The sequence below is a fragment of the Winogradskyella wichelsiae genome (genome assembly GCF_013403925.1).
GTDB classification, from domain to species: Bacteria; Bacteroidota; Bacteroidia; order Flavobacteriales; family Flavobacteriaceae; genus Winogradskyella; species Winogradskyella wichelsiae.
The window spans coordinates 174,522-197,740 of sequence record NZ_JABFDJ010000003.1 but is presented as its reverse complement, the minus strand read 5'-3'; the positions used below and the strand labels follow the sequence as shown (position 1 = coordinate 197,740).

Here is a 23,219-nt window from a genome sequence, read left to right as displayed (position 1 = left end):
TTGGAGAAATGTTATTTGTATTAATTAGTGCACTTGTTTTGGTATTTTAACTTGATGAAATGATATCTTGTATTGCTGATCTCTGATTGTGGTGCTCTTGCCATTCAAGTTTGTGTAAACCTGATTTTAAGAGAAATTTTGGTAAAGAATATTATAATTGGCTAGTGTCTATTTGTATATATTGTCATAATAGGATACATAAGTTACTCAATGATATGGCTTAACAATATATTTACTTATATAGGATATATATTCTCTTGTGTCATCCAACTAATTGCCTTTATAATTCTATCTCTAGAATACTTATCTTTATTCTTATGCCAAGCATAGAACTTTTTAATAATCAACTCATCGCTAAGAATTTCTTTGTTCTCTTTTATATCTTTCCAACAAGCAAATATAGTGGCTACAATTTCAACTTGATCAGTTGTTGCGCCTCTAAATTTTTCAATTATGAAATTAATTTCTGAAAGTTGATTACTGAAATATTTTTCAAACCAATCCTTATGACCTCCTGCCCTTTCCATAAGTCTATATTTTGGGAATTCATCAGTTTGATAACAGAACCATTTATGGTCTTTGAATTGTTTGTCAATTGATCTCATTAAATGTGGGTCATATGGCCCCATTGCTTGCTTCAAGAAATTAGTATGTAAATTCATATCAATTGTATTTTGACATAAATACATTATTTTTTGCAGTTTTAAATGACCTAATGTTCTTTCTGAATGTAGATTTAAAACAATTTCAGCAGCTAAAACAGTTCTCTTATGATAATCATTTTTCGTTATCTTAATATTTGATTTTTTAACATCAGAAAATATCTTTTTTGGGTCAATTTTACTTTTATCAGCTTCGAATTGATAGTTTTCAAATGTATTGTCAAATTCATTCAACTCATCGATGTTTTCAGGAAAACCAAAACCAATACTACCAAATAGGTTATTAATATTAGATTTTTTCATTATTCTTGTGATTGTGTGAATTTCATTATTTCTAAATAATCTTCAATCTTATCAATAGCTTCTTTTTTATAAGTTCGTATAGTGTTTTGCTTAACGCCTAAATGTTCTCTTAATTCTTTTTGTAGTTTTCTAGGTAAATTACAACCTAGTTTTTCATATTTCATATATGTAAGATAAACTGTTCTATGGCTACTAGGTAGCGATTTAATAGCTTTTAATTTTACTTTTATTTCTATACTTAAATTTGCATTTGGATAATCTGGTAAATCAATAACAATTGTTTCTGTCCCATCATAATAGAGACCAAGTCTTTTCTTTTTTTCAATTCTATAATAATCTATAAGTTCTCTTTTAGCTATTGCGTAGAGATATAACTTAAATGATTTATCAATATTTTCGCAATTAGCTTTTTCAAGTTTAAAACATCCTTTTTTTGCATAATTTTTAAAGGTAGATTCAGTTATTTGTTCTGCCACAGTTACGTTGTGCCCAAAATTCTTGCAAATAATTTCACATTTTTTCAAAAGATCTTCTTGAAATTTATAAAAAATAGCAAAAAAAGCAGAATCTCTTACCTGTTCAGGTTGCTCCTCATCTTGAAATAATGTTATTAATTCAAGAGTGCTTTTATTTTGAAATCTTTTCCAATCCTCCATTAAGGGCTTCAATTTATATACGCAAAAGCGTTGGTAACTGATTTACGTACTGATAGAAACGCATCGTGCGATAAATTTAACAATAATAATTAAAACAAACCCTGTAAATGGCGACAAACAAACCAGTTGGAGACAACGCAAGAAAAGGAGCAGTAAAAAAACGCTCACAAGTGCTAAACACTAAAACAAATCTTTATGTAAAACGAGACACAGAAACTGGAAAGTTTATGGACGTTAAAACATCTGGAGGAAAATTCAAAGGAGTTAGAAAAGAAAATAATTTAAAACACAATAAATGATTAAAAAAATTACATTTAACGAACATTTCGGTGTAACCGAAGAAAATACAGAACATCTAAACATTTTAATGGATAATGATTTAGAAGCATTTATCGATCCATATCATATTGCGAATAATTTAAATAATATGATGGCAAAAAAGATGTACTTAAGAAGTAAATCTTTTTTAGAAACACTTAATAGAAGTTTTATAGTGACTAATGATAGACAGAACGGATTAAAGTTTTTATCGCATTTACATGAAGCAAATGAGTATCATCTGGGTTATTCTCATAGTAACAAAGGAAAAGGTATTGGACCTACAAAAGCTGATGTAGTATTTGATTCATTATCTGCAAATAAATTTGCAAAAGCAGGAGTTTCCGTTACTAATGAAGCACATAATGTTCTACTATTAGTAAAAGGTATTGGTCAAGATAATATGTCTGATACTTTAGCTAATGTTTGTAGGGATATATTAGCTGAATTCACTTTTCAGCAATGTGTAAAATATGGTGTACCCGTTTTTGAAACAAAAATTGAATATTATGACCATTCTTCAGGAAAATGGATGACAAAAATGGCTAAATTACCTAAATTTAAAGGCAGGCATATAATTTTAGTTCCTCAATTTTTGACAAGTGGACAAAGGATTTACACAAATCGTTACAACTGGTTTATATCAAGTAATTTTATTTCTAAAGAGATATTAAGCGGTACTATTAAATTAGATGCTAGTGGCAAATTTATTAATGAATTAAAAGATGGAACTAAAAAACCGATAATTAAAAATATTAACAACCACTTTAGAAAACCAAAAGATAGATTAATTGACTTTGTAAAAAGCTACAATGGTTCACTTCTGGATTTTCAGGATTATGTTAAACTAAATTATCCTTCAATAGATTTAGAAAAGTTAATTCAGCTTTATAATAAAGCATCATAGGACGGAAACTCTTTAAGAAAAGGGTTTCCTCCTTTTCTTAAGTTAATACCAGCCTGATAATTGAAGATAACATCCATGAGGTACATTATAATCTTTAAGTTTATTCTTTCGAGGCCACCATTTGGCAAGTGAAACTCTAATTAGAGTGCCTTTTGGTATTATTTTTAAAGGTTCTACCATACCAACCCATTTTAAGCTCTTGCTAACCGTAATAAGTCCCATTATTTTGTAAGTGTAATAGTATCTATTCCCTTTTAATATTAAATCCTCATCACATATCCAAAAACCAACGAGGTATTTATTAGATTACCTGTTGGTTTATAAAGTGCTTAAAAATTACGGCTCAGAACTTATAAAGTTTTAAGGTCTTATACAACATAACTGTTTTATAGCAAAAAAATAACCGTAAACCCTTTATTTAAAAGGCTTACGGTTAGTTGGGGTATTAATAATATTCAGAATGACTAAAAAATCTATAATCATTAAGCATGGTTTACTTAAAGGTTACAATATCCTCAAAGTTTCGTCTAGATTTTCCAAATTCAGGATCTGCTTTTCTGTATCCAAAAGCCGTCATAAATGATAAACCATATTTATCGGTATCTACGCCAAACTTGTCTTTTAATAGGGCTTCTGCTTTTTCTTGGTGAAAGCCTTCAATAGGACAAGAGTCTATACCTATTAATGCAGCAGCTGTCATCATATTACCCAAAGCAATATAGGTTTGTTTAGACGACCAATCGAATAACTTTTTGTCGGTATCTAAATCAAAATCACGCTCTTGAAACTCTTTGTAAAATGTTGAGTACTTCTCAATAACCTCTTGTGGTAGTTGTTTAACATCTTTCATCATGTGCATAATATATTCTGAATCGTGTTTTACCATTGGTGCTTTCATACTTAAACCCAGAACAAAATGGCTTGCTGTATCTAATTTTAAAGGTGCACCCCATGCTACAGGTTTTAAGAGTTCACGTAATTCTTTGTCTTGAACCACAATAAAATGCCAAGGTTCAAACCCAAATGAACTCGGTGATAAATGTGCGGTTTCTAAGATGAATTTCATATCCTCATCTGATACTTTTTTTGTGGCATCAAATTCTTTTGTCGCATGTCTAAAATTAAAGGCGTTTAAGATGTCTGTTTTGGCAATGTTAGGTGTATTCATAATTCTATAGTATTAGCGGTTTAATTGTTTTTATAATTTAAACTATTAAAAGTATAGTGACAAAAGTATGTGTAGTTTTAGTTTCTTACAATAACGGTCAAAAAGGATAGTATAAAATTTATTTATTAAATAATTGATTTACAGTGTTTTAATAATTAAATAATCAACTATAAAAAGTATAGTTGTATTACTTAATATAGTACGATATATTTGTGCTCACAGAACTTAAGACTTCTATAAATTTTTAACGGTATGATGTATCACTATAAAGGAAAAGACTACCCGTGTTGCGCAAGTTTAACTATGGGCATTATTGGAGGTAAATGGAAGACGGTTATTTTATATCATTTAATGGATAGAACACTTCGGTATAATGAATTAAGAAAAGAAATGCCTAAGGTTACAGAACGCACCTTAAGCTTACAATTAAAGACTTTGGAAGAAGATGGTATTGTAAAACGAAAAGTATATACTTCTAAACCTCCTTTAAAAGTAGAATATTCGTTAACCGATTTGGGGAAAACGCTCATTCCAGTTATTCAATCCATTGCAAATTGGGGCGTATCTGTTGTTGAAGACAAAGAAGACGTTGTGGTGTAACACCGCATTGGTGTTTTTTACTATAGTTAGTTCTGAACCCCGTATGTCTAAAATGGCCGCTATAAGGCGCTTTAAAATTGCTAACGCTTAAAGGTTTTGCTGGCATTGTGTTATACCTATTGTTTTAATGGGGGCTTTATACATTTCTTAATGCTTTGCTATGCTTTACATTAGGAAACACGCGCACTATTTACAGCAATTTCCCTAAAACCCCACTAAATAAAAAAAATAATAATTTTAGTCCTAGCTCCTCCCACCCTCTTCCTACATTCCTTCGGGGATTCTTTATAAAACCCCTTGTTTTATGGGGAATTACCGAAGCATTCCCGAAGAACGATAGTATTAATCCCTTGTAAATCAATCTGTTTTCATCTTAAAAAATAAGGGCCCATGCGCTTTTAATTATTTTTTTTTATTACATTAGATTTTCTTAACACTTTAAACATCAGGGCTATGGCAACATTTAATGACGGTATTTTGGGCGGTTTTTCGGGTAAAGTAGGCGCTGTAGTAGGGAGCAATTGGCGGGGTAAAAATGTACTGCGGTCTGCACCGCGTAAATCTACCAAACCTATAAGTGCCGCACAACAGCGGCAACGCGATAAGTTTAAATGTGTATTGCAATTTTTAACGCCCCTAAAAGCCTTACTTACGGATACCTTTGGTGCTAATGTGGGGACTAAAACTCCGTTTAATAATGCCATGTCTTACCACATGAAAGAAGCCGTAAAGCATACCGCTACAGGGTTTACAATGGATTATAGCAAGGTGTTGGTCGGTATGGGTGGTTTATGTGGATTGGCACAGCCTTTGGTACAACCTGTTGCGACACATGCCCTAAATATCACTTGGGAAGATAACAGCACACAGGGATTGGCTTACCCAACCGATACGTTTTTAGTGGTGGTGTACGCGCCTTTATTACAGCGTTTCGATTATTTTATAACAGACAGCTTACGTGAAACAACAGGCTGCTTGCTCGATTTTCAAGCATCTTTTTATGGCGAAACCGTACACCTATGGGCCACTTTTACCAATCGCTCCTTAGCACTTACGGCAACCAGTAGGTATTTAGGGGCTTTTGTAATCTAATGTTTTTAATACTTTTTGGCGACACTCGGTATATTAGTAGGGTTTAATGAAAGGATGATGTTCACTTTATTAACCTTTAGTATCTCAGTAAGATAAGCGCTTTATTTTATTTTGAAAGGAATTTTAATAGTTCTCGACAAACTCGAAACCAACCTATTTAAAAATTAATGAAACGTACCAAAATTTTAGGCTATCTCGGTCTTTTTGCTTCTATCCTTGTAGGATTAGGCGAATACTTTTTACACTACTCCCCTTCTATTTTAGAACATTCTGAAGCTTATGCCTTTTTTAAAGAGGTCCCCTTAGATAATCTAACTATAGGTCATTTTTTAGCGGTGATTGGAATCCCTTTTTATTTTGCGGGCTATATCCATATCTACCGCATGTTAAAACCTGGGAATAAAACCTTAGCACAACTTGTTTTGGCTATTGGTTTTGTAGCTTTTACGGTGGGCGGAGTTTGGATAGGGTCTAGAGCCTCAATTGGTTACATTGTGCACTTAAAGGATGCAATGAACCCCGCAGTTTACCAAGATCTATTAACCCATTACACCAATCATATGGAAGTATTGGTACAAGCGCTACGGATTATTATCGCAACACTTTCGGTAGTGTTTGCTGTTGCTATTTTAAAAGGCGGCACGTATTATAAAAAATGGATGGCTATTTTTAACCCTATTGTTATTCTTATTCTATTGGTGGTTATAGGCCAGCTCATCCCTGCTATAGGGAAGCATATGCTACCCATACTTATGAATGTGACTCACTTTATAGTATTCGCATTATCACTATACCAACTAAAAACCAAATCTTATGAAATTCGTTAAAAACCTTTTAAAACTTGTAGGCATTGCCGTAGTCTTGTTCCTTTTATTTGTAATGGGCTTTTTCTGGCGCGACTCGGTTTCCGATAAATACGATATTAGTATTGCTGCTAAAGACATTCCTAAATTTTCGCCTATTACTTTAGATTTTGTACATCAATATCATGGTGAAAAATCATTACCTATTGCCCCTTCGGCTTTAATAGATATTAATAATGACAACGTTGATGAAGTCTTTTTTGGTGGCGGTATGCTACAAGAGGATGCTATTTTTGCGTATCGCAATAATGAATTTGTAGACATTTCTAAGGAGGTTAATTTGCCTAAAAAAGGAAACACCACCACAACGGTTGGGGCTGTATCTGCCGATTTTGATAACAATGGCTTTACAGATCTTATATTAAGTCGTGAAGACGGTCTTCATTTGTTTTACAATACCAATGGCACGTTTACAGAGGTGCTTATAGATACGCCCGTGAATGCCAAATCAAATCCTGCCGGAATTACGGTAGCCGATATTGATAAAGATGGCGATTTAGATATCTTTTTAGCCACTTACCTTAAAAAGGAATTGATGGAAGGGCAGAATATTTTTGAAGATTACAACTATGGTGCAACGAGCGAATTGTTGCTTAATAACGGCGATAATACCTTTAAGAGCATCACCAAAGCTGCTGGGTTAGATTATGTACACAATACATTTCAAGGTGTTTTTGTAGACATCGATAATGATACTTGGCAAGATTTAGTGGTGGTGCATGATACCGGCGAAGTGCGTACCTATAAAAATAATGGGGACTTAACCTTTACAATGAAAGCCAACCCAATGACCAAGCGATTTGCTTACCCAATGGGGCTCGCCGTTGGAGATTATAATAATGATGGTTGGGCAGACTTTATGTTCTCGAACACCGGGAGCACATTGCCAAACAAAATAGCGCAAGGCGATATAAAAGACACGTCTTTATTTACAGACAAATGGATGTTGTTTGAAAACCAAGGGGATTTTAAATTTACTGATGTAGCTGAAACCGCTAAAATAGCCGATTACGAATTTGCTTGGGGTTGTACCTTTGCAGATCTTAATAACGACGGCTTACAAGATTTAATGGTGGCCGAAAATTATGTGGACTTCCCACCTAGCAAGTTGTTTAAATTACCGAGTCGTGTGCTTATCCAAAAAGCAGATGGCACCTTTGCGCCTACTGAAGCAGAAAGTGGTCTTAGTAATCCTCATTTTGCGATTACCTCGTTAGTAAGCGACTTTAATAACGATGGGTACTTAGATATGATTTGGGTGAATATAGATACCCCAGCCTTAGCGTATATCAACCAAGGTGGTACTAACAATTACCTACAAGTCGATTTAGGCGAGTCTATTAATGTACAAGGTGCCAAAGTAACGGTTACGACCCCAAATAAAACACTTACGGAATGGTTAGTGACTGGTGAAGGTTTAGCCAGTGACCAAACGGCATTGCTTCAATTTGGATTAGGAACTACAGCGCGCGTTTTAAATGTAAAAGTACTGTTGGCTGATGCTAAAGAGATTTCTATAGACCATCCTGAAATTAATAGCATTTTAGATTTAAAAGTGGAAGTTGAAAAGGCTTTAATTGATGAAGCAACAGCAGAAGTAACTTTGGAAGGCGCTACAGAAGCGGCAACAAAAGAGGCTACAGAAGCCACTAGCCTTCTCACAACTAAAGACCAGTAAACCCTATTTGCACTAAAGTGCCCCTTTTATTTATAAGACCGTAACGGGTTGGGTAAACGGCTAACACTGATAGCACTGCTGTAAAAGGAATAAAATAGCCTACCCGCAGCAACAATAATAAAAACTAATGTTAAAAAACAGCAGCTATTATAGCATTCTTATTCTTCTCGTTATTGGGGTATTTGGTGCTGGAGGATTGGTTATTGAAGAATTTAAAACAGGTGAAGGTTGCCCAAAACTGTTACATATCCCTATGTGTTTAGTGGTCTTCATTTGTTTTATAATTCCACTTATAGCCCATCTCTTAAAAAAATGGAATGTCTTGTATTTTATATTTACAGGCTTAGCAGGTAGTATTGCTTTGGTGGCTTCTGTTATGCAATTTATGGGACATGCAGAATGTCCCAAAACAGCGTCTGACACACCTATGTGTTATTATTCGTTAGTGCTTTTTAGCAGTTTAATACTTCTAAAAATTTATCATTTAAAAAACAACAATCTAAAATAATATGAAAACAAATTTACCCATCAAAATCAGCATGCTTTTAATGCTGTTGTTCGTCAGTTATTTTTCAGGAGCACAAGAATTAGAGACCTCTGTTTTTGTGACAGGAAATACGGGGACCACCACCGATACTTCGGTGCTAAAACAAATCACTGAAGAAGCCAAAACCTTAGACGATTCAAAATTACTCATCTTAGGTAATGTGGTACCTAAAACAGGTTATAACAAAGCCTCAAAAGCACATATCACCTCGCCATTAGCGGTTTTAGAAGCTTTTGATGGTAAGGTGATTTTTACACCTGGGCATCATGAATGGGCTAAAAATGGTCATAGAGATGTAAAGGCTATAGAAGACTTTATTCAAAAAAACAGTAAGGCAAAATTCTATCCCGATGAAGGTTGCCCTATTAAAAAAACAGAATTGACGGATGCTGTGGTTTTAATCACTATTGATTCGCAATGGTATTTAGAGGATTGGAATACACACACCTATCTGAACGAAGATTGTGATATTAAAAACAGAACTCAGTTTTTCTTAGAGTTTGAGAGTATGCTAAAAAAATCGCAAGGGAAAACCATAATGGTTGCTATGCACCACGCGCTTTTTTCGAATACTAAAGCGAGTTTATTAGCAAGAACAGGTGGTACGGCTTTACATGATTTTCAGAATAAGCAAAACACAAAATTTAGAAACCGATTAATAACTCTGGCTAGGCAAACGGAAAACATCTTCTTTGTTTCGGGTCACGATAAAAATCTACAGTACATTAACACCTATGGTGTGCCTCAAATTATAAGTGGAGCCGCAGGGAAAATAGAGAAAGCAAGTCCAAGACATCAAAACGATTTTGGTGCTAACGAAAATGGGTATGCCCGTATCGATCTTTTTAAAGACGGTGCTGTTAGTGTAACGTTTCAAGGGATAACCACACCTTATACCACCACGGTTATTGCGCCCTTAAATAATGAAGCGACTTATACTTTTAAACCTAAAACAAGTTTTGATAAGACGTATAGTGCTTCGGTATATAGCTCAGAGGAAACTGAAAAAAGCAAGACCTACAAAGGGCTTTGGGGACAACATTACAGAACATTTTACAGTAAAGCCGTAAATGCACCAGTGGCTTTTATAGATACCTTAAAAGGGGGCTTAACCCCTATTAGACGTGGTGGAGGTCATCAATCTAAATCGTTACGCTTAGAGGATAAAGACGGTAAACAATACGTAATGCGTGCTTTACGTAAAAGTGCCATTAAGTTTTTGCAATCTACCGCCTTTCAAGACAAGTATGTAGAGGAAGACTTAGAAGGTAGTTTTGCAGATCGTTTTCTACTCGACTTTTATACCACAGCACACCCCTACACCCCAACAACGATAGGAACACTTGCCGATGCGGTGTCTATTTTTCATACCAATCCTGAGTTGTACTACATCCCTAAACAAAGCACTTTAGGAGCTTATAATGATGAATATGGTGATGAACTTTATATTATTGAAGAACGTGTAGAATCTGGACATCGGGATTTAGAGAGTTTCGGAAAACCTAAAGCCATTTTAAGCACCACTGATGTGTTGCAAGAAATTAATAAATCGGGGAAATCTATTGTAGATGAACCGTCTTACATTAGAGCCCGACTTTTTGATATGCTTATTGGCGATTGGGATCGCCATGAAGACCAATGGCGATGGGCCCTTTTTGAAAAAGAAGACGGTTCCGAAATCTGTAAACCTATCCCTAGGGATCGCGACCAAGCCTTTTCTGTTTTTGATGGAAGTCTACTCGCTTTTTTACGCTGTGCAATACCAAGCATCCGTATGATGCAATCGTTTGATGCCGAATTACCAAGTCCTAAATGGTTCAGTTTTGAGCCTTACCCCTTAGATATGACCTTTATTAATCAATCGAATTGGGCCGATTGGGAAAGAGAAGCTAAAACACTACAAACAGGTCTTACAGACCAAGTCATAGAAGATGCCTTTAAGCATTTACCAGAAGAAGTTAAAGGAGCTACCATAGAAGAGATTAAGCAAAAGCTAAAAGGCCGACGTGGAAACATTGTGTCTATAGCCCGTACGTATTACAACTATGTTAATAAACACGAAGTCATTACAGGAACTCAAAAAGATGATCGCTTTGAAATTATAAGACATCCTAATGGAGAGACCACTGTAGAAGTGCAACGAAAAGATCTAGACATCTTTAAAAGAACATTTACCAAAGCTGAAACCAAAGAAATATGGATTTATGGATTGGATGGAAATGATACGTTTAATGTCACTGGAGAAGGCGATGATTTTATTAAGCTTAAAATTATTGGAGGAAAGAAAAATGATACCTATAATTTTGAGAATACCAAAAAAGTAAAACTTTACGATTATAAAGATAAGAACAACACCATTGTAAACAAACACTCTAAGAAGTGGTTGGTAAATGATTATGGTATAAATAATTACGATTATAAAAAACGTAAGTATAGCATGAACCAGTTTTTGCCCATCTTAGGTGCCAATCCAGATGATGGGTTCCGTATTGGGTTTGTAGATAATTTTACAACTTACGGTTTACAACGTAATCCGTTTACTACAAAACACAGTTTAAGCGCGTCGTATTACACGGGGAACTCGGGTTATGATGTGTCTTATAGAGGCGAGTTTTCTAATATTTTTCACGATTGGAATTTTGCCGTAGAAGCCAAACATACCAGTCCTAATTTTGCACAAAACTTTTTTGGCTTTGGTAATGAAACCACTTATGATAAAGATGATGTGGACATTGATTTTAACCGTGTAAGTATTAAAGAATGGCATGCGGCTATCGCATTATTATGGTATGGTAGAGACGGTGGGTCTTTCTACTTTAAACCGTTAATAGAATCTTTTGAAGTTGAAAATGTTGCCGATAGGTTTATTAATAGTTTACCTGCAAGCGCTACCCTATTTGATAGACAAACCTACGCGGGTGCAGAAGTTAACTACAGTTTTAAAAATAGAGATGATGCTTCTTTTCCTACCATGGGATTAGATGTGGGACTTACCGCAGGGTATAAAGCCAATGTCGATGGTGGTGCAACAGCAAATAAATTTGGTTATCTTAAACCCCATTTAGCAATCAACCACCGCTTAAATAAGAGCGCAAGCTTAGTTTTAGCTACAAAATTAGGAGGTGAAGCAATTCTCGGTGATGATTTTGAACTGTACCACGCCGCACAATTAGGTGGTGGTGATAATTTACGTGGGTTTAGAAAAGAACGCTTTTCTGGGCAGTATAGCATGTACCACAATACCGATTTAAGATTACTATTAGGAAAGTTTAAAACCAGCTTTATCCCATTGAAGTACGGAATTACAGGAGGTTTTGATTATGGGCGTGTTTGGATAGAAGATGATGCTTCAGATAAATGGCATAATAGTGTTGGAGGTTCTTTTTGGGTCAGTGGCCTAGAATCCTTTACCGCTAACGTAGGCTATTATGGCAGTAGTGATGGTGGCAGAATTGCTTTTGTGTTAGGCTTTGCCTTTTAAATTAGATATTAACAAATACTATAATCCTATGAAAAAACCGGTAATTATTGCTCAAGTCAGTACGTTAGAAAACAAGGAACCCAAACATGCACTCGTTAACGGCTTAGATTTGGTCATTGTAAAATTTGATGAAGACATCTCTGTACTTTATGGACGATGTTTGCATAGAGGTGCTTTAATGTCTGACGGTCATGTTGATGGTGAGAATTTAATATGTGGTGTTCACGGATGGGATTACCGTGTAGATTCAGGCGTATCAGAATATAACAATAAGGAAGTCCTTCATAAATTTTCGACTAAAGTAGAAGGTGATGATTTGTTTGTAGATGCTTTTGAAATAGATGCTTATTTACAAAACTACCCACAACCTTTTAATCGTGATGCGTATTTAGGCGCTTATGCAGACACACATCCTGAAGAAACAGAACCCTACACCGGTTATATTAAAGAACTGGCTACAAATGGGTTAAAAAATATTGGGCATCATGGGTTTTCGGCCTCTATGGGAGTCGATAGAGATACGCTTCCTAAGTGGAACGACATTCAGTTTTTACCCGCACAATTGGCCTCAAGACCTTTGTTAGATGAAGAGGCCGTTGCCACTAAGGTGATTATAGGACCCAAGGCCAAAAAACCCTTAACATTAGATATGCCGCTTTTTGTCAGTGATATGAGCTTCGGAGCCTTATCTCGTGAAGCTAAAATAGCCTTATCTAAAGGCGCTGAATTAGCAGGAACAGGCATATGCTCTGGTGAAGGTGGTATGTTACCCGAAGAACAAGCGAGTAATTCAAAATATTTTTACGAATTAGCCTCTGCACAGTTTGGATTTTCTTGGGATAAATTAGATCACGTACAAGCCTTTCATTTTAAAGGCGGTCAAGGTGCAAAAACAGGAACTGGTGGGCATTTACCAGGCAGCAAAGTCAGTAAAGAAATTGCTGAGGTTAGAGGACTAAAAGAAGGCGAAACGGCTATTTCGCCAGCAGCAAATCCAAACTTTCATACGGTAGAAGACTTTAAAGTTTTTGCCGATAAAGTAAGAGCACGTACAGGAGGTATTCCTATAGGCTTTAAAATTGCTGCCAGTCATATAGAAAAAGATATTCAGTTTGCCCTCGATGTTGGTGTCGATTATATTATTCTAGATGGTCGTGGTGGCGGAACAGGTTCTGCCCCTACTATTTTAAGAGATCATATTAACGTGCCCACAATTCCGGCATTGGCAAGAGCAAGAGCTTATATGGATAAGGTTGGCGCTACAGATGTTACGCTTGTTATAACAGGAGGATTACGTGTTGCCGAAGACTTTGCAAAAGCCCTGATGTTGGGCGCCGATGCTATTGCGGTATCTAACTCGGCATTGCAAGCGATTGGTTGTTTAGGGATGCGTGCTTGCGGATCTAACAACTGTCCGGTTGGGATTGCAACACAAAAAGAATCGTTACGTAGCCGACTAATTATAGAGGCTTCAGCAAAACAATTACAAAATTACTTTGAAGCCACTAACGACTTAATTCGCGTTGTGGCACGTGCTTGTGGTTATGATGATGTGACAAAATTTAACCAAGACGATTTATCTACATACGATAGAGATATGCATTATTTAACAGGAATCAATTACGCAGGATTAAGATAAAACAATAGACCATGATAAAACAAATGCATTTAGCGGCTCAGTATTTAGCTGCAGCGGGAATTAGTTTTTTAGATAAAAAAGCAGACGATAGTCATACAAATTTAGGCTTCGATATTAAAAACGGCTGTCTGAGTACTCATGTACTTTCAGATCAAGGCGATCAATTGTGCTTAAGTTACGAACGGTTTGCTTTAGAATGGACATCGAACAAAGGGACGACCACTTTTGAATTGGATGGTGCTATGCATTCTGAAGTATTAAGCTGGTTAATAGAGACTTCTAAAGCGCAATTAAACAAAACGTATCACTATGAGTTTCACTACGATTTACCCTACGCTATAGATGACAACTTTACGTTTAGTTTGTCTGATTCTGACCAATTAGGCGCGTTAAAAGCGTTACGGGTTATGGCGCAATTGGTGCTTCAAAACATAGATGAACACTATAGCCTTAAAGCATCGATTAGAGTTTGGCCACATCACTTTGATTCTGGTATTTATAGTGCACTACCCGATTCCGATGTTACTGTTGGCTTAGGTTTAGCCATTCCTGATACGGTATGTGACAAATATTATTTATACAGCGCAGGTTACAAAAATGGAGCAAAAATAGCAACGTCTGCATTTCCTGCATTAACATTGGGGACGTGGAAATCTGGTGATTTTGTAGGCGCCGTATTAAATGCAGAGGCGTTAACCGTACAAGAAGGTGTTGCCTTTTTTGAAGCGACCATAAAGCAATTAAAAAACAACTTATAATGAATACAATAGATCTTTATGGCGCCGATTGGTGTCCGGACTGTCAAAGAGCAAAAGCTTATTTAAAAGACAACGGTATAGACTTTAATTTTATAGATGTCGATATTGACAAAAGTGCGACCGCTAAAGTTGAAGAAATTAATAATGGAAAGCGTATTATCCCTGCGGTTATAGTTAATGATAAACCTTATACCAACCCCGATAATGCCACATTAGCCAACGTTTTTGGGATTAACCAACAAGGACTTGTTAAACTCTATGGCGCTGATTGGTGTCCGGATTGTCAACGTGCTAAATCTTATCTTCAGGATAACGGTATCAATTTTCAATATATAGAAGTTGATAAATACCCATGGGCAGCAGAACTTGTTGAAGCAACCAATAACGGCAAACGCATTATCCCTACCATATTTGTTAATGATAAATCCTATACCAATCCCGACAACTCAGTTTTAAAAACGGTTTTGAATATTGGTCATGAAGCCGAAAAGCATATTTATGATACTATTATAGTGGGCGCAGGAGCGGCAGGTTTAACGGCTTCGATATACATACAGCGCGACCGATTTAGTTCTATCATTCTTGAGAAAAAGAACATTGGCGGTAATGCCTTTTTAACTGAAAAGATTGAGAATTACCCAGGTTTTACTAATATTTCAGGACCAAAACTAATGCAACGCATGTCGGAACAAGCTAAGACTTACGGTGCTAAAATTGAAACCGGTGTTGAGGTACAGTCTATTGAGAAAAAGGGTGCCTTTTTTTCTGTGACGTCTAATATGGGAGAATACCAATCTAAAACAGTGGTATTGGCATTAGGGTCTACCTACCGTAAATTAGGGATACCAAATGAAGTCGATTTAATTGGTGCAGGTATTCACTTTTGTGCCACTTGTGATGGAGCCTTTTATAGAGATAAAGAGATTATTGTTATCGGAGGAGGAAACAGTGCTTTAGAAGAAGGTATTTTTCTAGCCTCTTTTTGTAAAAAAGTCACCATTGTAAATCGTGGCTCTGAGTTTTCAGCTTCAGAAACTTACATTGAAAAGTTACCCTCTATTACCAATATTGAAACCCACATGAATAAAGAATCTTTAGCGTTTCTTAAAGACGATAAAGGCCAGTTTAAGGGCTTGAAAGTTAAAGATAGAACCACCAATAAAGAAGAAGAATTATACGCCGATGGCAGCTTTATTTTTATAGGATTAATTCCTAATACGGATAATGTTAAAGATTTGATTGCATTGAATCCACAAGGGTTTATTACAACCACGGCATTAGGAGAAACAAGCGTTAAAGGTATTTTTGCCGCAGGTGATTGTAGAGAAGGCGCTATTGCACAAGTTGCGGCCGCTACTGGCGAAGGTGTTTTGGCTAGTTATGGCATAAGACAGTATTTCAAATAAAAAAATTAATAAAAATTAATAATAATTTAAAACCAAATAAAAATGAATTTATTTAATAAAATAAGCAATTTAGTTGCTGCAGGACTCATGTTATTCTTTGCAATCCCAAAGTTAGTAGGCGTTGAAAAAAGTGTGCAAGGATTTAAACAGTTTCAATCCTTAGTACCATTAGACCCTACTGTTTTTAGAATCTTTACAGGTACTGTAGAGCTTGCCATTGCGCTTCTTCTTTTAGCCTATGCCATTAGAAACATTAATAATTTAGGAAAGTTGGCTTATTTTTTATTGTTGTCTACCATGATTGGTGGTTTAACCATGGAATTCTTTGCCAGACCAAAGCCAGAGATGCTACTCGTTGTAATTGCCCTCGTACTTTCTGCACTTTCTATATATAAACTGAAGCTATTATTAAAAAAGTAATAGGAGTCTCTAAAATGCACCTCTACACCACTCTACCGTTTTGATGGTGCATCTAAAAATGCTTGTTAATACCTAAACTAAAGGGCTTTTAAAGCCCTTTAAAGCCCTATAAAAATGATGATAAATAAAATAAGATGTATTGGGTATTTCCTGTTGCTCTGCCTTACTACAAGTGTAAATGCTCAAGATCTCTCTCTATTATTTGAACAGTTAGATGCTTCAGTGGTAACTATAGAAGTGGTAGAATATAAAGTAAAAAACCAACAATTAACAAGTTCTGGAGGTTTAGGATCTGGTGTTATTATAGACCAAGAAGGTTTAATACTTACTGCAGCACATGTGGTTGAGTCTGCAAATGAAATTAATGTAAAGCTTCAAAACGGAACCACATTTCCGGCAGATGTTATATCTAATTCTACTGCTGCTGATGTGGCGCTTCTTAAATTAAGAATTGTACCACCAAGTTTACAACCAGCAACATTAGGACGTTCTAATGACTCAAAAATAGGCGAGCAAATACTTATTATTGGTGCGCCACGGGGTTTAGAACATTCTTTATCCGTAGGACATGTGAGTCGTAAAATGGATAGAAACATGATTTCTAATGGAGAAATGGCAGGTTTTATACAAACAGATGCTTCTATTAATCAAGGGAATTCAGGCGGTCCCATGTTTAATTTAAAGGGGGAAGTGATTGGTATTGTAAGCTTTATTTTGTCGCATAGTGGAGGTTTTGAAGGCCTTGGCTTTGCTGTGGATATTGACACTGCAAAAAAGGTTTTATTTGATGTTAATAATTTTTGGACCGGCTTTGATGGTATTTTTTTAAATGAAGCCTTAGCAGGTGTTTTTAATACACCTCAAAAATCTGGTGTTCTAATTCAACGGGTCACCCCTAAATCATTTGCAGATAAAATTGGATTACAACCAGGACTTTTTCAAGCTGAAATATTAGGTCAGAATCTATGGTTAGGTGGTGATATTATTTTAAGTATTCAGGGGTTAAGTTGTAATGCGCCTCACGATTTAGGAAATATAAAAAAGCAGCTGGACTTGCTTAGTCCAGGTGATCAAGTTCTTATTGAAGTTTTAAGAAAAGGAAAGGTTATTGTTCTTCAATCTCAGTTTTAAATTAGAATCCCTCAATTAACGCTACAAAACCCTGTTTTTTAAGAGTGTATAGGTATATAAAATTACTTATTGCAAACATTGTACGGTGTTTTTATTATAATACAAAAACTTCGTATGGAACATTTTGTACCAAAATTACCTCATAAATTCAGCAGGAAAAAAGAATGAAAATTAGAACAATAATAAGCTTTATAAGCGCTGTATTTATTACAAATTTTAGTTTTGCCCAATTAAGCGATTTGGTAAAAATAGATTACACCATACTTCCAAGAGGAAACTCGGAAATTGAATATAGTCGCATACGCGGCTTATTTAACTACCCCATTCAACTCAAAAAAGAAGGCTCTTATTTATTATTAGGACTCGATTATTCTAACATTAAACTTGTTATGGATGCGCATCCATCATTTAATAAAGAAGCGCTTAGTGATTTTCAATTGCTAGATCTTAATATTGGATATACCGCAGCTTTAAAAAATGATTGGCGTTTAGGTATGCGATTAACCCCTGGTTTTAGTTCTAATTTAACGGCTCATGATTTAAGTTTGGAGGATGTTATCATTTCTGGAGATGTTGTTTTTATTAAAGATAAGACCAAGGATAAGACTATTAAAAAACCTTGGAGACTTATTTTGGGAGCTTCCTACTCTGGAAATCGTGGTTACCCTTTCCCCTTGCCTTTTATTAGTTATTACAGGAAGTTTCATTCCAAATGGTCCTATAATATTGGGATTCCAAAAACCAATTTACAGTACCATGCCTCGAGTCAGCATCGGTTTAAATTGTATGCAGAACTTGATGGTTTTACAGCGAATCTACAACAAGGTGTTACTATAAATAATACTTTAGAGGCCGAAAGTATTAATATGTCTATAGTTTTAGGTGGATTGCAATATGAATATCATATTTCTAAACACATACAGTTTTATGCAAGAGGCTCGTATATTCTGAATAATTCTGTAAATTTAAGAGCCAAAAACAAAGATGATATTTTAAAACTAGATAGCTCTAATGCCTTATACTTAAGAACAGGAATTAGATTTAAAATTTAAGAACAATGCTGAATACAAAGGACTATTATAATAGAGATTTATCGTGGCTAAGGTTTAATCATCGGGTGCTTCAAGAAGCGGCAGATCAAAGAAATCCATTGTATGAGCGTATTAAGTTTTTGGCTATATTTTCTTCAAATTTAGATGAGTTTTTTAAAGTTAGAGTTTCAGATATTAGGCAAATAAAACAATTAGATAAGCCGCTTAGAAAACGCTTAATAACAAAACCTAATAAATTATTACGGAAAATTAAGAAACAAGTTGAGTTGCAACAAAAAGAATTTGGACGCCTCTTTTTTACTGAAATTATTCCTGCGTTAGCAAATGAAGGTATTCAGTTGTTATCTTATAAAGCATTTAATGAAGCGCAGCAGGCTTTTAGTAAAAAATATTACAAAGACACCCTTGCGCTTACAGAATCTTTAAGCGTAAGTGAAGACCAACCATTTCTAGAAAATGAGGCCTTATATTTAGTTGCTCAAATGGAAAATGAAGCGCTTATTTGGGTAAAAATTAATGAAGATACCCCTCGATTTGTAATGCTTCCCTCATCAGATGACAAGCATTGTATCACCTTTGTTGATGATATTTTAAAACACAATCTAAAAGCGATTTACAAGCAGGACTTTTACAGTGTGAAAATATCTAGAGATGCTGAATTATATATAGACAATGAATATTCTGGTAATTTATTAGATAAAATAAAAAATGCCCTCCCAAATAGAGTTCATGGACAAGTTACAAGAGCTTTAATTGATGAATTAACACCAGAAAAGTTACAACAAAAAATAAATAAGGTCTTAGATATTAATGAAACAGATATTGTCAAAGGAGGGACTTATCATAATTTTAAAGACCTATTTAGCTTCCCTAATCCGACCTCTAAAAATTTGTCGTTTTTAGATTTACCGCCTTTATTAGATGAAGAATTTTTGGGGTATTCAAATACTTTTGAAGCTATTAAATCTAAAGATCGGCTTTTGTATTTTCCGTACCAATCTTACCGTCCGGTGCTACAATTGTTAGAAGAAGCCTCTAATGATGCTAGTGTTTTAAAAATTAAAATTACTTTATATCGCATATCAAACGATTCTCAGGTTGCCAAAGCGCTTATTAATGCAGTTAAAAACGGAAAAGACGTATTTGTATTTATTGAAACCAAAGCACGTTTTGATGAAGAAAATAATATGAAATGGGGTAAAGTTTTAGAAGCAAACGGAGCCCATGTTATTTACAGCTACCCTGGCATAAAAGTACATTCTAAAATTTTATATATAGAACGCATTGAGGCAAATGCATCGCGTGCTTATGGTTATATCAGTACGGGTAACTTTAATGAGAAAACGTCAAGAATCTATACTGATTTTGGGTTAATGACAGCAAATCCCAAAATAACAGAAGAACTCTGTCAAGTATTTCAGATCTTAGAACGACAAATTATAATTCCAAAATCCAAGCAACTTTTAATATCTCCATTTACAACACGAAGTCAATTTACAGCACTCATAGATTTAGAAATTGAAAATGCCTTAGCAGGGAAAACGGCCTATATCATTTTAAAGTTAAATAGCCTTCAAGATGCCAAAATGATTAAGCACCTCTATAAAGCAAGTAATGCCGGAGTAAAAATAAGGTTGCTGATCCGTGGGATTTGTTGTTTGGTTCCGGGCATTAAAAATCAAAGTGAAAACATTATTGTAACCAGTATTGTAGATCGGTTTTTAGAACACGGCAGACTCTATATTTTTGGAAATAATGGAAAGGAAAAAATGTATCTTGGTTCAGCAGATTGGATGACTCGTAATCTAGACCATAGAATAGAAGTTATAATCCCTATTTTAGATCGGGATATTCATTTAAAATTAAAAGAAGTATTAGAATTACAACTCAACGATAATGTAAAATCTAGAGTTATAGATGCTAATCAAAACAATCATTATGTTGCTAAAGATGCCTTAAGTGAATCTTCGCAACATCAAATTTATAAAACTTTACAATGAGCAATAAATTAAAAGAAAAAGCAGAAGATAAATATTTAATGGACGAGTTAAATATTGATAAAGACGCCTTAAAGCAATTAAAAAAGAAATTAGCTAAAGTGGCACCAAGGTCTGAAAGAGGTGTGGAAACCTTGTTTCGGTTATTGTCTAAAAACCAGTATACGTTGAATACGATGATCGATACAAAATCTAATATTTTGATATCTATAAATGCCTTAATTTTATCGTTAATATTAGGAACTGTTATGGGGCAATTAAGTAGCGACCCGCATCTTATTTATCCGATAATCATGATCTTGATCACTAATTTGGCCTCCATTACTTTTGCTGTTTTTGCTACACGCCCAGAACTGGTACATGGACAAAGTGACGTTAAAAACTTGATGTTTTATGGCAACTTTCAGGACATGGAAGAAGCTGCTTATGTAGAGGGTATTACCAACTTAATGAATGAAGGAGATGAACTTTATAAAACCATAGCAAAAGACACCTATCATTTAGGAAAAACAATAGACCGTAAATTTAAATTACTACGTAAATCGTTTCATATCTTTTTGATTGGTATTGTATTGTCTGTCATAGCCTTTGTCAGTTGTCACGTATTTTTTGGAGGCTTAATGGGATAGGTTTATTTACTCCGAATACATTTTATCAATAAGCTCTTGGTATTTTTTCTGGATGACCTTTCGTTTTAATTTTAAGGTTGCTGTAATCTCCCCTGCTTCGATACTAAACTCCTTAGGAAGTAAGGTGAATTTTTTGATTTTCTCGAATTTAGAGAATTCTTTTTGCAGCTCTTCAAATCGTTTTTCAAAAAGGGTAATGATTTGGTTGTGCGTAATTAATTCTTCCACATCTTTAAAGCTTATTTTGTGCTCTAAGGCGTACTTCTTTAAGTTCTCAAAACTAGGCACCGCTAATGCTGTTACGTATTTTTGCTGATCTCCAATCACTGCAATTTGCTCTATAAATGAATCGGTAATTAGTGCATTCTCTAGTTTTTGAGGTGCAATGTATTTACCTCCCGATGTTTTCATTAGGTCCTTAATTCGGTCGGTAATTATTAAGTTGCCTTTAGCGTCTATTTTACCAGCATCACCTGTTTTGAACCAGCCATTTTCAAAGACTGCCGCTGTAGCTTCAGGTTTTTTGTAATAGCCTTTCATAACTCCTGGCCCTTTAACTAAGATTTCATTATTAGCACCAATCTTAATTTGAGTGCCTTTTATTGGTTTTCCGGCAGAATTAAATTCAAATTGTGTATCCCCAAAAAGCGTTGCTGTGGCTGTCGTTTCTGTAAGTCCATAGCCACATTTAATATTGAGTCCGAAAGAATGAAAGAAGGATACCATATCAGCAACGAGCGGCGCACCACCACAAGGCATAAACTTAATGTTTCCGCCAAAGACTTCTCTTAATTTGCTTAGTACTAATTTATCGGCGATTAAATATTTTAATTTTAAATTTAATGGCACATGTTTTTCTAATCGTTTGTGCTTGTTGTAGTAGTTGTTGCCTATGCCTAAGGCCCAACTTGCCAATTTCATTTTAGTCGGGGATGCTTCTTTTCTTTTGTCTTGAATAGCCGCAAAAATCTTTTCGAATATTCGAGGCACAGTACACATTACCGTCGGTTTTACTTCTTTAATAACTTCGACAATTTTTTTGGGATCTTGATTAAAGTATACTTCAATTCCTTTTTTCAAACAAAAGAATACCCAGCTACGTTCGTAAATATGGCTTAAGGGTAAAAAACTAAGCGACGTATCTTTTTCAGTGAGGTCTAATTCATAATCGTGCGCCGCTAATGAACCGCTAAAATTATTATAATCTAACATAACCCCTTTAGGTTCTCCTGTTGTACCAGAAGTATAGATAATACTTGCAATATCTTCTAATCCTTGCTCGTATGTTCTTTTTTTAAGTTCGATCTCTATTTGTTCGGTAGCTTGAAAAGCGCTAAAATCCTCTAAGTAAATAGCGTTATTGGAAGGGTGCAGTTTAATTGTTTTTGTTAAGGCTACAATTAATTTTAAATGCTTGGACGTTTCTAAGAGTTGGTAAGCTTTATCATATTCGTTTTGATCGCCAACAAAGAGTAAGTTCACCTCTGCATCATCAATCACATACGCGACTTCTTTTTTAGAATTCGTAGCATAAATGGGGATTGTTACTGCTCTAATACGCATGATGGCAATATCTGCAATGATCCAATTAGGACTGTTTTCGGAGAAAATAGCGATGTTTTGCTGCACCGATATCCCATAATTGATTAAGGCTTTAGAGAGTATTTCAATTCGAGATTCAAAATCTAACCAAGAAATCCCCTCCCAGGTATTAAGGGTGTTATTTTTAAAATGGATAGCATTTTTATTTTTAAAACGCAGACTATTTTCCTTTATTTCTTCTAATAAGTGTTTGTAGTTCATTCCCTGTTATTGGATTCCAATTAATGTAGGATTTGCCTAAGTAAAAGCACGCAAATTTACGAATAATTGGACATCATCGCTAAGTTTAGTACGTCTCTTCGATTAAAAG

Annotated in this window: 21 protein-coding genes; 16 read left to right on the top strand and 5 right to left on the bottom strand. The window is 35.0% G+C overall.

Going from position 1 to position 23,219, the window contains the following annotated elements; translation table 11 throughout:
* Positions 1-236: 236 nt before the first annotated feature.
* Positions 237-965 (bottom strand): hypothetical protein, encoded by a 729-nt coding sequence (locus tag HM985_RS08140; RefSeq protein ID WP_179375780.1) that lies wholly within the window; start codon positions 963-965, stop codon positions 237-239.
* Positions 965-1,621 (bottom strand): sigma-70 family RNA polymerase sigma factor, encoded by a 657-nt coding sequence (locus HM985_RS08135; RefSeq protein WP_179375779.1) that lies wholly within the window; start codon positions 1,619-1,621, stop codon positions 965-967. The genes HM985_RS08140 and HM985_RS08135 overlap by 1 nt, the downstream gene beginning before the upstream one ends.
* A 107-nt stretch (positions 1,622-1,728) precedes the next feature.
* Between HM985_RS08135 and HM985_RS08130 the strand changes: the two genes are divergently transcribed.
* Positions 1,729-1,920 carry a hypothetical protein gene (locus HM985_RS08130; RefSeq protein WP_179375778.1) on the top strand — a complete coding sequence of 64 codons (192 nt, stop codon included), beginning with the start codon at positions 1,729-1,731 and terminating at the stop codon, positions 1,918-1,920.
* Complete coding sequence (locus tag HM985_RS08125; protein ID WP_179375777.1) at positions 1,917-2,846, top strand: hypothetical protein; 930 nt, start codon at positions 1,917-1,919, stop codon at positions 2,844-2,846. The genes HM985_RS08130 and HM985_RS08125 overlap by 4 nt, the downstream gene beginning before the upstream one ends.
* 42 nt (positions 2,847-2,888) lie before the next feature.
* Here HM985_RS08125 and HM985_RS08120 read toward each other — a convergent pair whose 3' ends face one another.
* Together HM985_RS08120 and HM985_RS08115 are read right to left on the bottom strand one after the other, a co-directional pair.
* Complete coding sequence (locus HM985_RS08120; RefSeq protein ID WP_179375776.1) at positions 2,889-3,068, bottom strand: hypothetical protein; 180 nt, start codon at positions 3,066-3,068, stop codon at positions 2,889-2,891.
* Between the two features lie 271 nt (positions 3,069-3,339).
* A complete protein-coding gene (locus HM985_RS08115) occupies positions 3,340-4,014 on the bottom strand; it encodes an NAD(P)H-dependent oxidoreductase (protein ID WP_179375775.1) in 675 nt (224 codons plus the stop codon).
* 255 nt (positions 4,015-4,269) lie between these two features.
* Here HM985_RS08115 and HM985_RS08110 point away from each other — a divergent pair, with 255 nt between their 5' ends.
* From HM985_RS08110 to HM985_RS08045, 14 genes are all read left to right on the top strand, one after another.
* Positions 4,270-4,614: a winged helix-turn-helix transcriptional regulator gene (locus HM985_RS08110; RefSeq protein ID WP_179375973.1), complete on the top strand. Its 345-nt coding sequence runs from the start codon at positions 4,270-4,272 to the stop codon at positions 4,612-4,614.
* A 453-nt stretch (positions 4,615-5,067) separates the two neighbouring features.
* Positions 5,068-5,706: a DUF6266 family protein gene (locus HM985_RS08105; RefSeq protein WP_179375774.1), complete on the top strand. Its 639-nt coding sequence runs from the start codon at positions 5,068-5,070 to the stop codon at positions 5,704-5,706.
* A 167-nt stretch (positions 5,707-5,873) separates the two neighbouring features.
* Positions 5,874-6,533, top strand: a complete 660-nt coding sequence (locus tag HM985_RS08100; protein ID WP_179375773.1) for a DUF6796 family protein — start codon at positions 5,874-5,876, stop codon at positions 6,531-6,533.
* On the top strand, positions 6,520-8,247 hold the full coding sequence (locus tag HM985_RS08095) for a CRTAC1 family protein (RefSeq protein ID WP_179375772.1): 1,728 nt from the start codon (positions 6,520-6,522) through the stop codon (positions 8,245-8,247). The genes HM985_RS08100 and HM985_RS08095 overlap by 14 nt, the downstream gene beginning before the upstream one ends.
* Positions 8,248-8,374: 127 nt before the next feature.
* Entirely contained in the window at positions 8,375-8,755 is a 381-nt protein-coding gene (locus tag HM985_RS08090) for a hypothetical protein (RefSeq protein WP_179375771.1), read from the top strand.
* A gap of 1 nt (position 8,756) precedes the next feature.
* Positions 8,757-12,275 carry a metallophosphatase gene (locus HM985_RS08085; protein WP_179375770.1) on the top strand — a complete coding sequence of 1,173 codons (3,519 nt, stop codon included), beginning with the start codon at positions 8,757-8,759 and terminating at the stop codon, positions 12,273-12,275.
* Between the two features lie 28 nt (positions 12,276-12,303).
* Complete coding sequence (locus HM985_RS08080) at positions 12,304-13,914, top strand: glutamate synthase-related protein (RefSeq protein ID WP_179375769.1); 1,611 nt, start codon at positions 12,304-12,306, stop codon at positions 13,912-13,914.
* 11 nt (positions 13,915-13,925) lie between these two features.
* Positions 13,926-14,672, top strand: a complete 747-nt coding sequence (locus tag HM985_RS08075) for a hypothetical protein (RefSeq protein ID WP_179375768.1) — start codon at positions 13,926-13,928, stop codon at positions 14,670-14,672.
* A complete protein-coding gene (locus HM985_RS08070; RefSeq protein WP_179375767.1) occupies positions 14,672-16,078 on the top strand; it encodes an FAD-dependent oxidoreductase in 1,407 nt (468 codons plus the stop codon). Before HM985_RS08075 ends, HM985_RS08070 begins: the two co-directional genes overlap by 1 nt.
* A gap of 42 nt (positions 16,079-16,120) precedes the next feature.
* Positions 16,121-16,498 carry a DoxX family protein gene (locus HM985_RS08065; protein WP_179375766.1) on the top strand — a complete coding sequence of 126 codons (378 nt, stop codon included), beginning with the start codon at positions 16,121-16,123 and terminating at the stop codon, positions 16,496-16,498.
* Between the two features lie 114 nt (positions 16,499-16,612).
* Positions 16,613-17,629, top strand: coding sequence for a S1C family serine protease (locus HM985_RS08060; RefSeq protein ID WP_179375765.1), 1,017 nt, complete (start codon positions 16,613-16,615; stop codon positions 17,627-17,629).
* A 164-nt stretch (positions 17,630-17,793) separates the two neighbouring features.
* Entirely contained in the window at positions 17,794-18,681 is an 888-nt protein-coding gene (locus HM985_RS08055; protein ID WP_179375764.1) for a DUF6268 family outer membrane beta-barrel protein, read from the top strand.
* Between the two features lie 5 nt (positions 18,682-18,686).
* Positions 18,687-20,681: a polyphosphate kinase 1 gene (gene ppk1, locus HM985_RS08050; protein ID WP_179375763.1), complete on the top strand. Its 1,995-nt coding sequence runs from the start codon at positions 18,687-18,689 to the stop codon at positions 20,679-20,681.
* Positions 20,678-21,307 (top strand): Pycsar system effector family protein, encoded by a 630-nt coding sequence (locus tag HM985_RS08045; RefSeq protein ID WP_179375762.1) that lies wholly within the window; start codon positions 20,678-20,680, stop codon positions 21,305-21,307. Before ppk1 ends, HM985_RS08045 begins: the two co-directional genes overlap by 4 nt.
* A gap of 6 nt (positions 21,308-21,313) precedes the next feature.
* On the opposite strand, the gene HM985_RS08040 is transcribed toward HM985_RS08045, so the two are convergent.
* Positions 21,314-23,110 carry an AMP-dependent synthetase/ligase gene (locus HM985_RS08040; protein WP_179375761.1) on the bottom strand — a complete coding sequence of 599 codons (1,797 nt, stop codon included), beginning with the start codon at positions 23,108-23,110 and terminating at the stop codon, positions 21,314-21,316.
* Positions 23,111-23,219: the final 109 nt, after the last annotated feature.

Coding starts and splice junctions, on each gene's coding strand:
- HM985_RS08105 (WP_179375774.1), top strand. CDS start 5,068: ATGGCAACATTTAATGACGGTATTTTGGGCGGTTTTTCGGGTAAAGTA.
- HM985_RS08060 (WP_179375765.1), top strand. CDS start 16,613: ATGATGATAAATAAAATAAGATGTATTGGGTATTTCCTGTTGCTCTGC.
- HM985_RS08130 (WP_179375778.1), top strand. CDS start 1,729: ATGGCGACAAACAAACCAGTTGGAGACAACGCAAGAAAAGGAGCAGTA.
- HM985_RS08055 (WP_179375764.1), top strand. CDS start 17,794: ATGAAAATTAGAACAATAATAAGCTTTATAAGCGCTGTATTTATTACA.
- HM985_RS08065 (WP_179375766.1), top strand. CDS start 16,121: ATGAATTTATTTAATAAAATAAGCAATTTAGTTGCTGCAGGACTCATG.
- HM985_RS08115 (WP_179375775.1), bottom strand. CDS start 4,014: ATGAATACACCTAACATTGCCAAAACAGACATCTTAAACGCCTTTAAT.
- HM985_RS08095 (WP_179375772.1), top strand. CDS start 6,520: ATGAAATTCGTTAAAAACCTTTTAAAACTTGTAGGCATTGCCGTAGTC.
- ppk1 (WP_179375763.1), top strand. CDS start 18,687: ATGCTGAATACAAAGGACTATTATAATAGAGATTTATCGTGGCTAAGG.
- HM985_RS08125 (WP_179375777.1), top strand. CDS start 1,917: ATGATTAAAAAAATTACATTTAACGAACATTTCGGTGTAACCGAAGAA.
- HM985_RS08090 (WP_179375771.1), top strand. CDS start 8,375: ATGTTAAAAAACAGCAGCTATTATAGCATTCTTATTCTTCTCGTTATT.
- HM985_RS08080 (WP_179375769.1), top strand. CDS start 12,304: ATGAAAAAACCGGTAATTATTGCTCAAGTCAGTACGTTAGAAAACAAG.
- HM985_RS08135 (WP_179375779.1), bottom strand. CDS start 1,621: ATGGAGGATTGGAAAAGATTTCAAAATAAAAGCACTCTTGAATTAATA.
- HM985_RS08070 (WP_179375767.1), top strand. CDS start 14,672: ATGAATACAATAGATCTTTATGGCGCCGATTGGTGTCCGGACTGTCAA.
- HM985_RS08120 (WP_179375776.1), bottom strand. CDS start 3,068: ATGGGACTTATTACGGTTAGCAAGAGCTTAAAATGGGTTGGTATGGTA.
- HM985_RS08040 (WP_179375761.1), bottom strand. CDS start 23,110: ATGAACTACAAACACTTATTAGAAGAAATAAAGGAAAATAGTCTGCGT.
- HM985_RS08140 (WP_179375780.1), bottom strand. CDS start 965: ATGAAAAAATCTAATATTAATAACCTATTTGGTAGTATTGGTTTTGGT.
- HM985_RS08085 (WP_179375770.1), top strand. CDS start 8,757: ATGAAAACAAATTTACCCATCAAAATCAGCATGCTTTTAATGCTGTTG.
- HM985_RS08110 (WP_179375973.1), top strand. CDS start 4,270: ATGTATCACTATAAAGGAAAAGACTACCCGTGTTGCGCAAGTTTAACT.
- HM985_RS08075 (WP_179375768.1), top strand. CDS start 13,926: ATGATAAAACAAATGCATTTAGCGGCTCAGTATTTAGCTGCAGCGGGA.
- HM985_RS08045 (WP_179375762.1), top strand. CDS start 20,678: ATGAGCAATAAATTAAAAGAAAAAGCAGAAGATAAATATTTAATGGAC.
- HM985_RS08100 (WP_179375773.1), top strand. CDS start 5,874: ATGAAACGTACCAAAATTTTAGGCTATCTCGGTCTTTTTGCTTCTATC.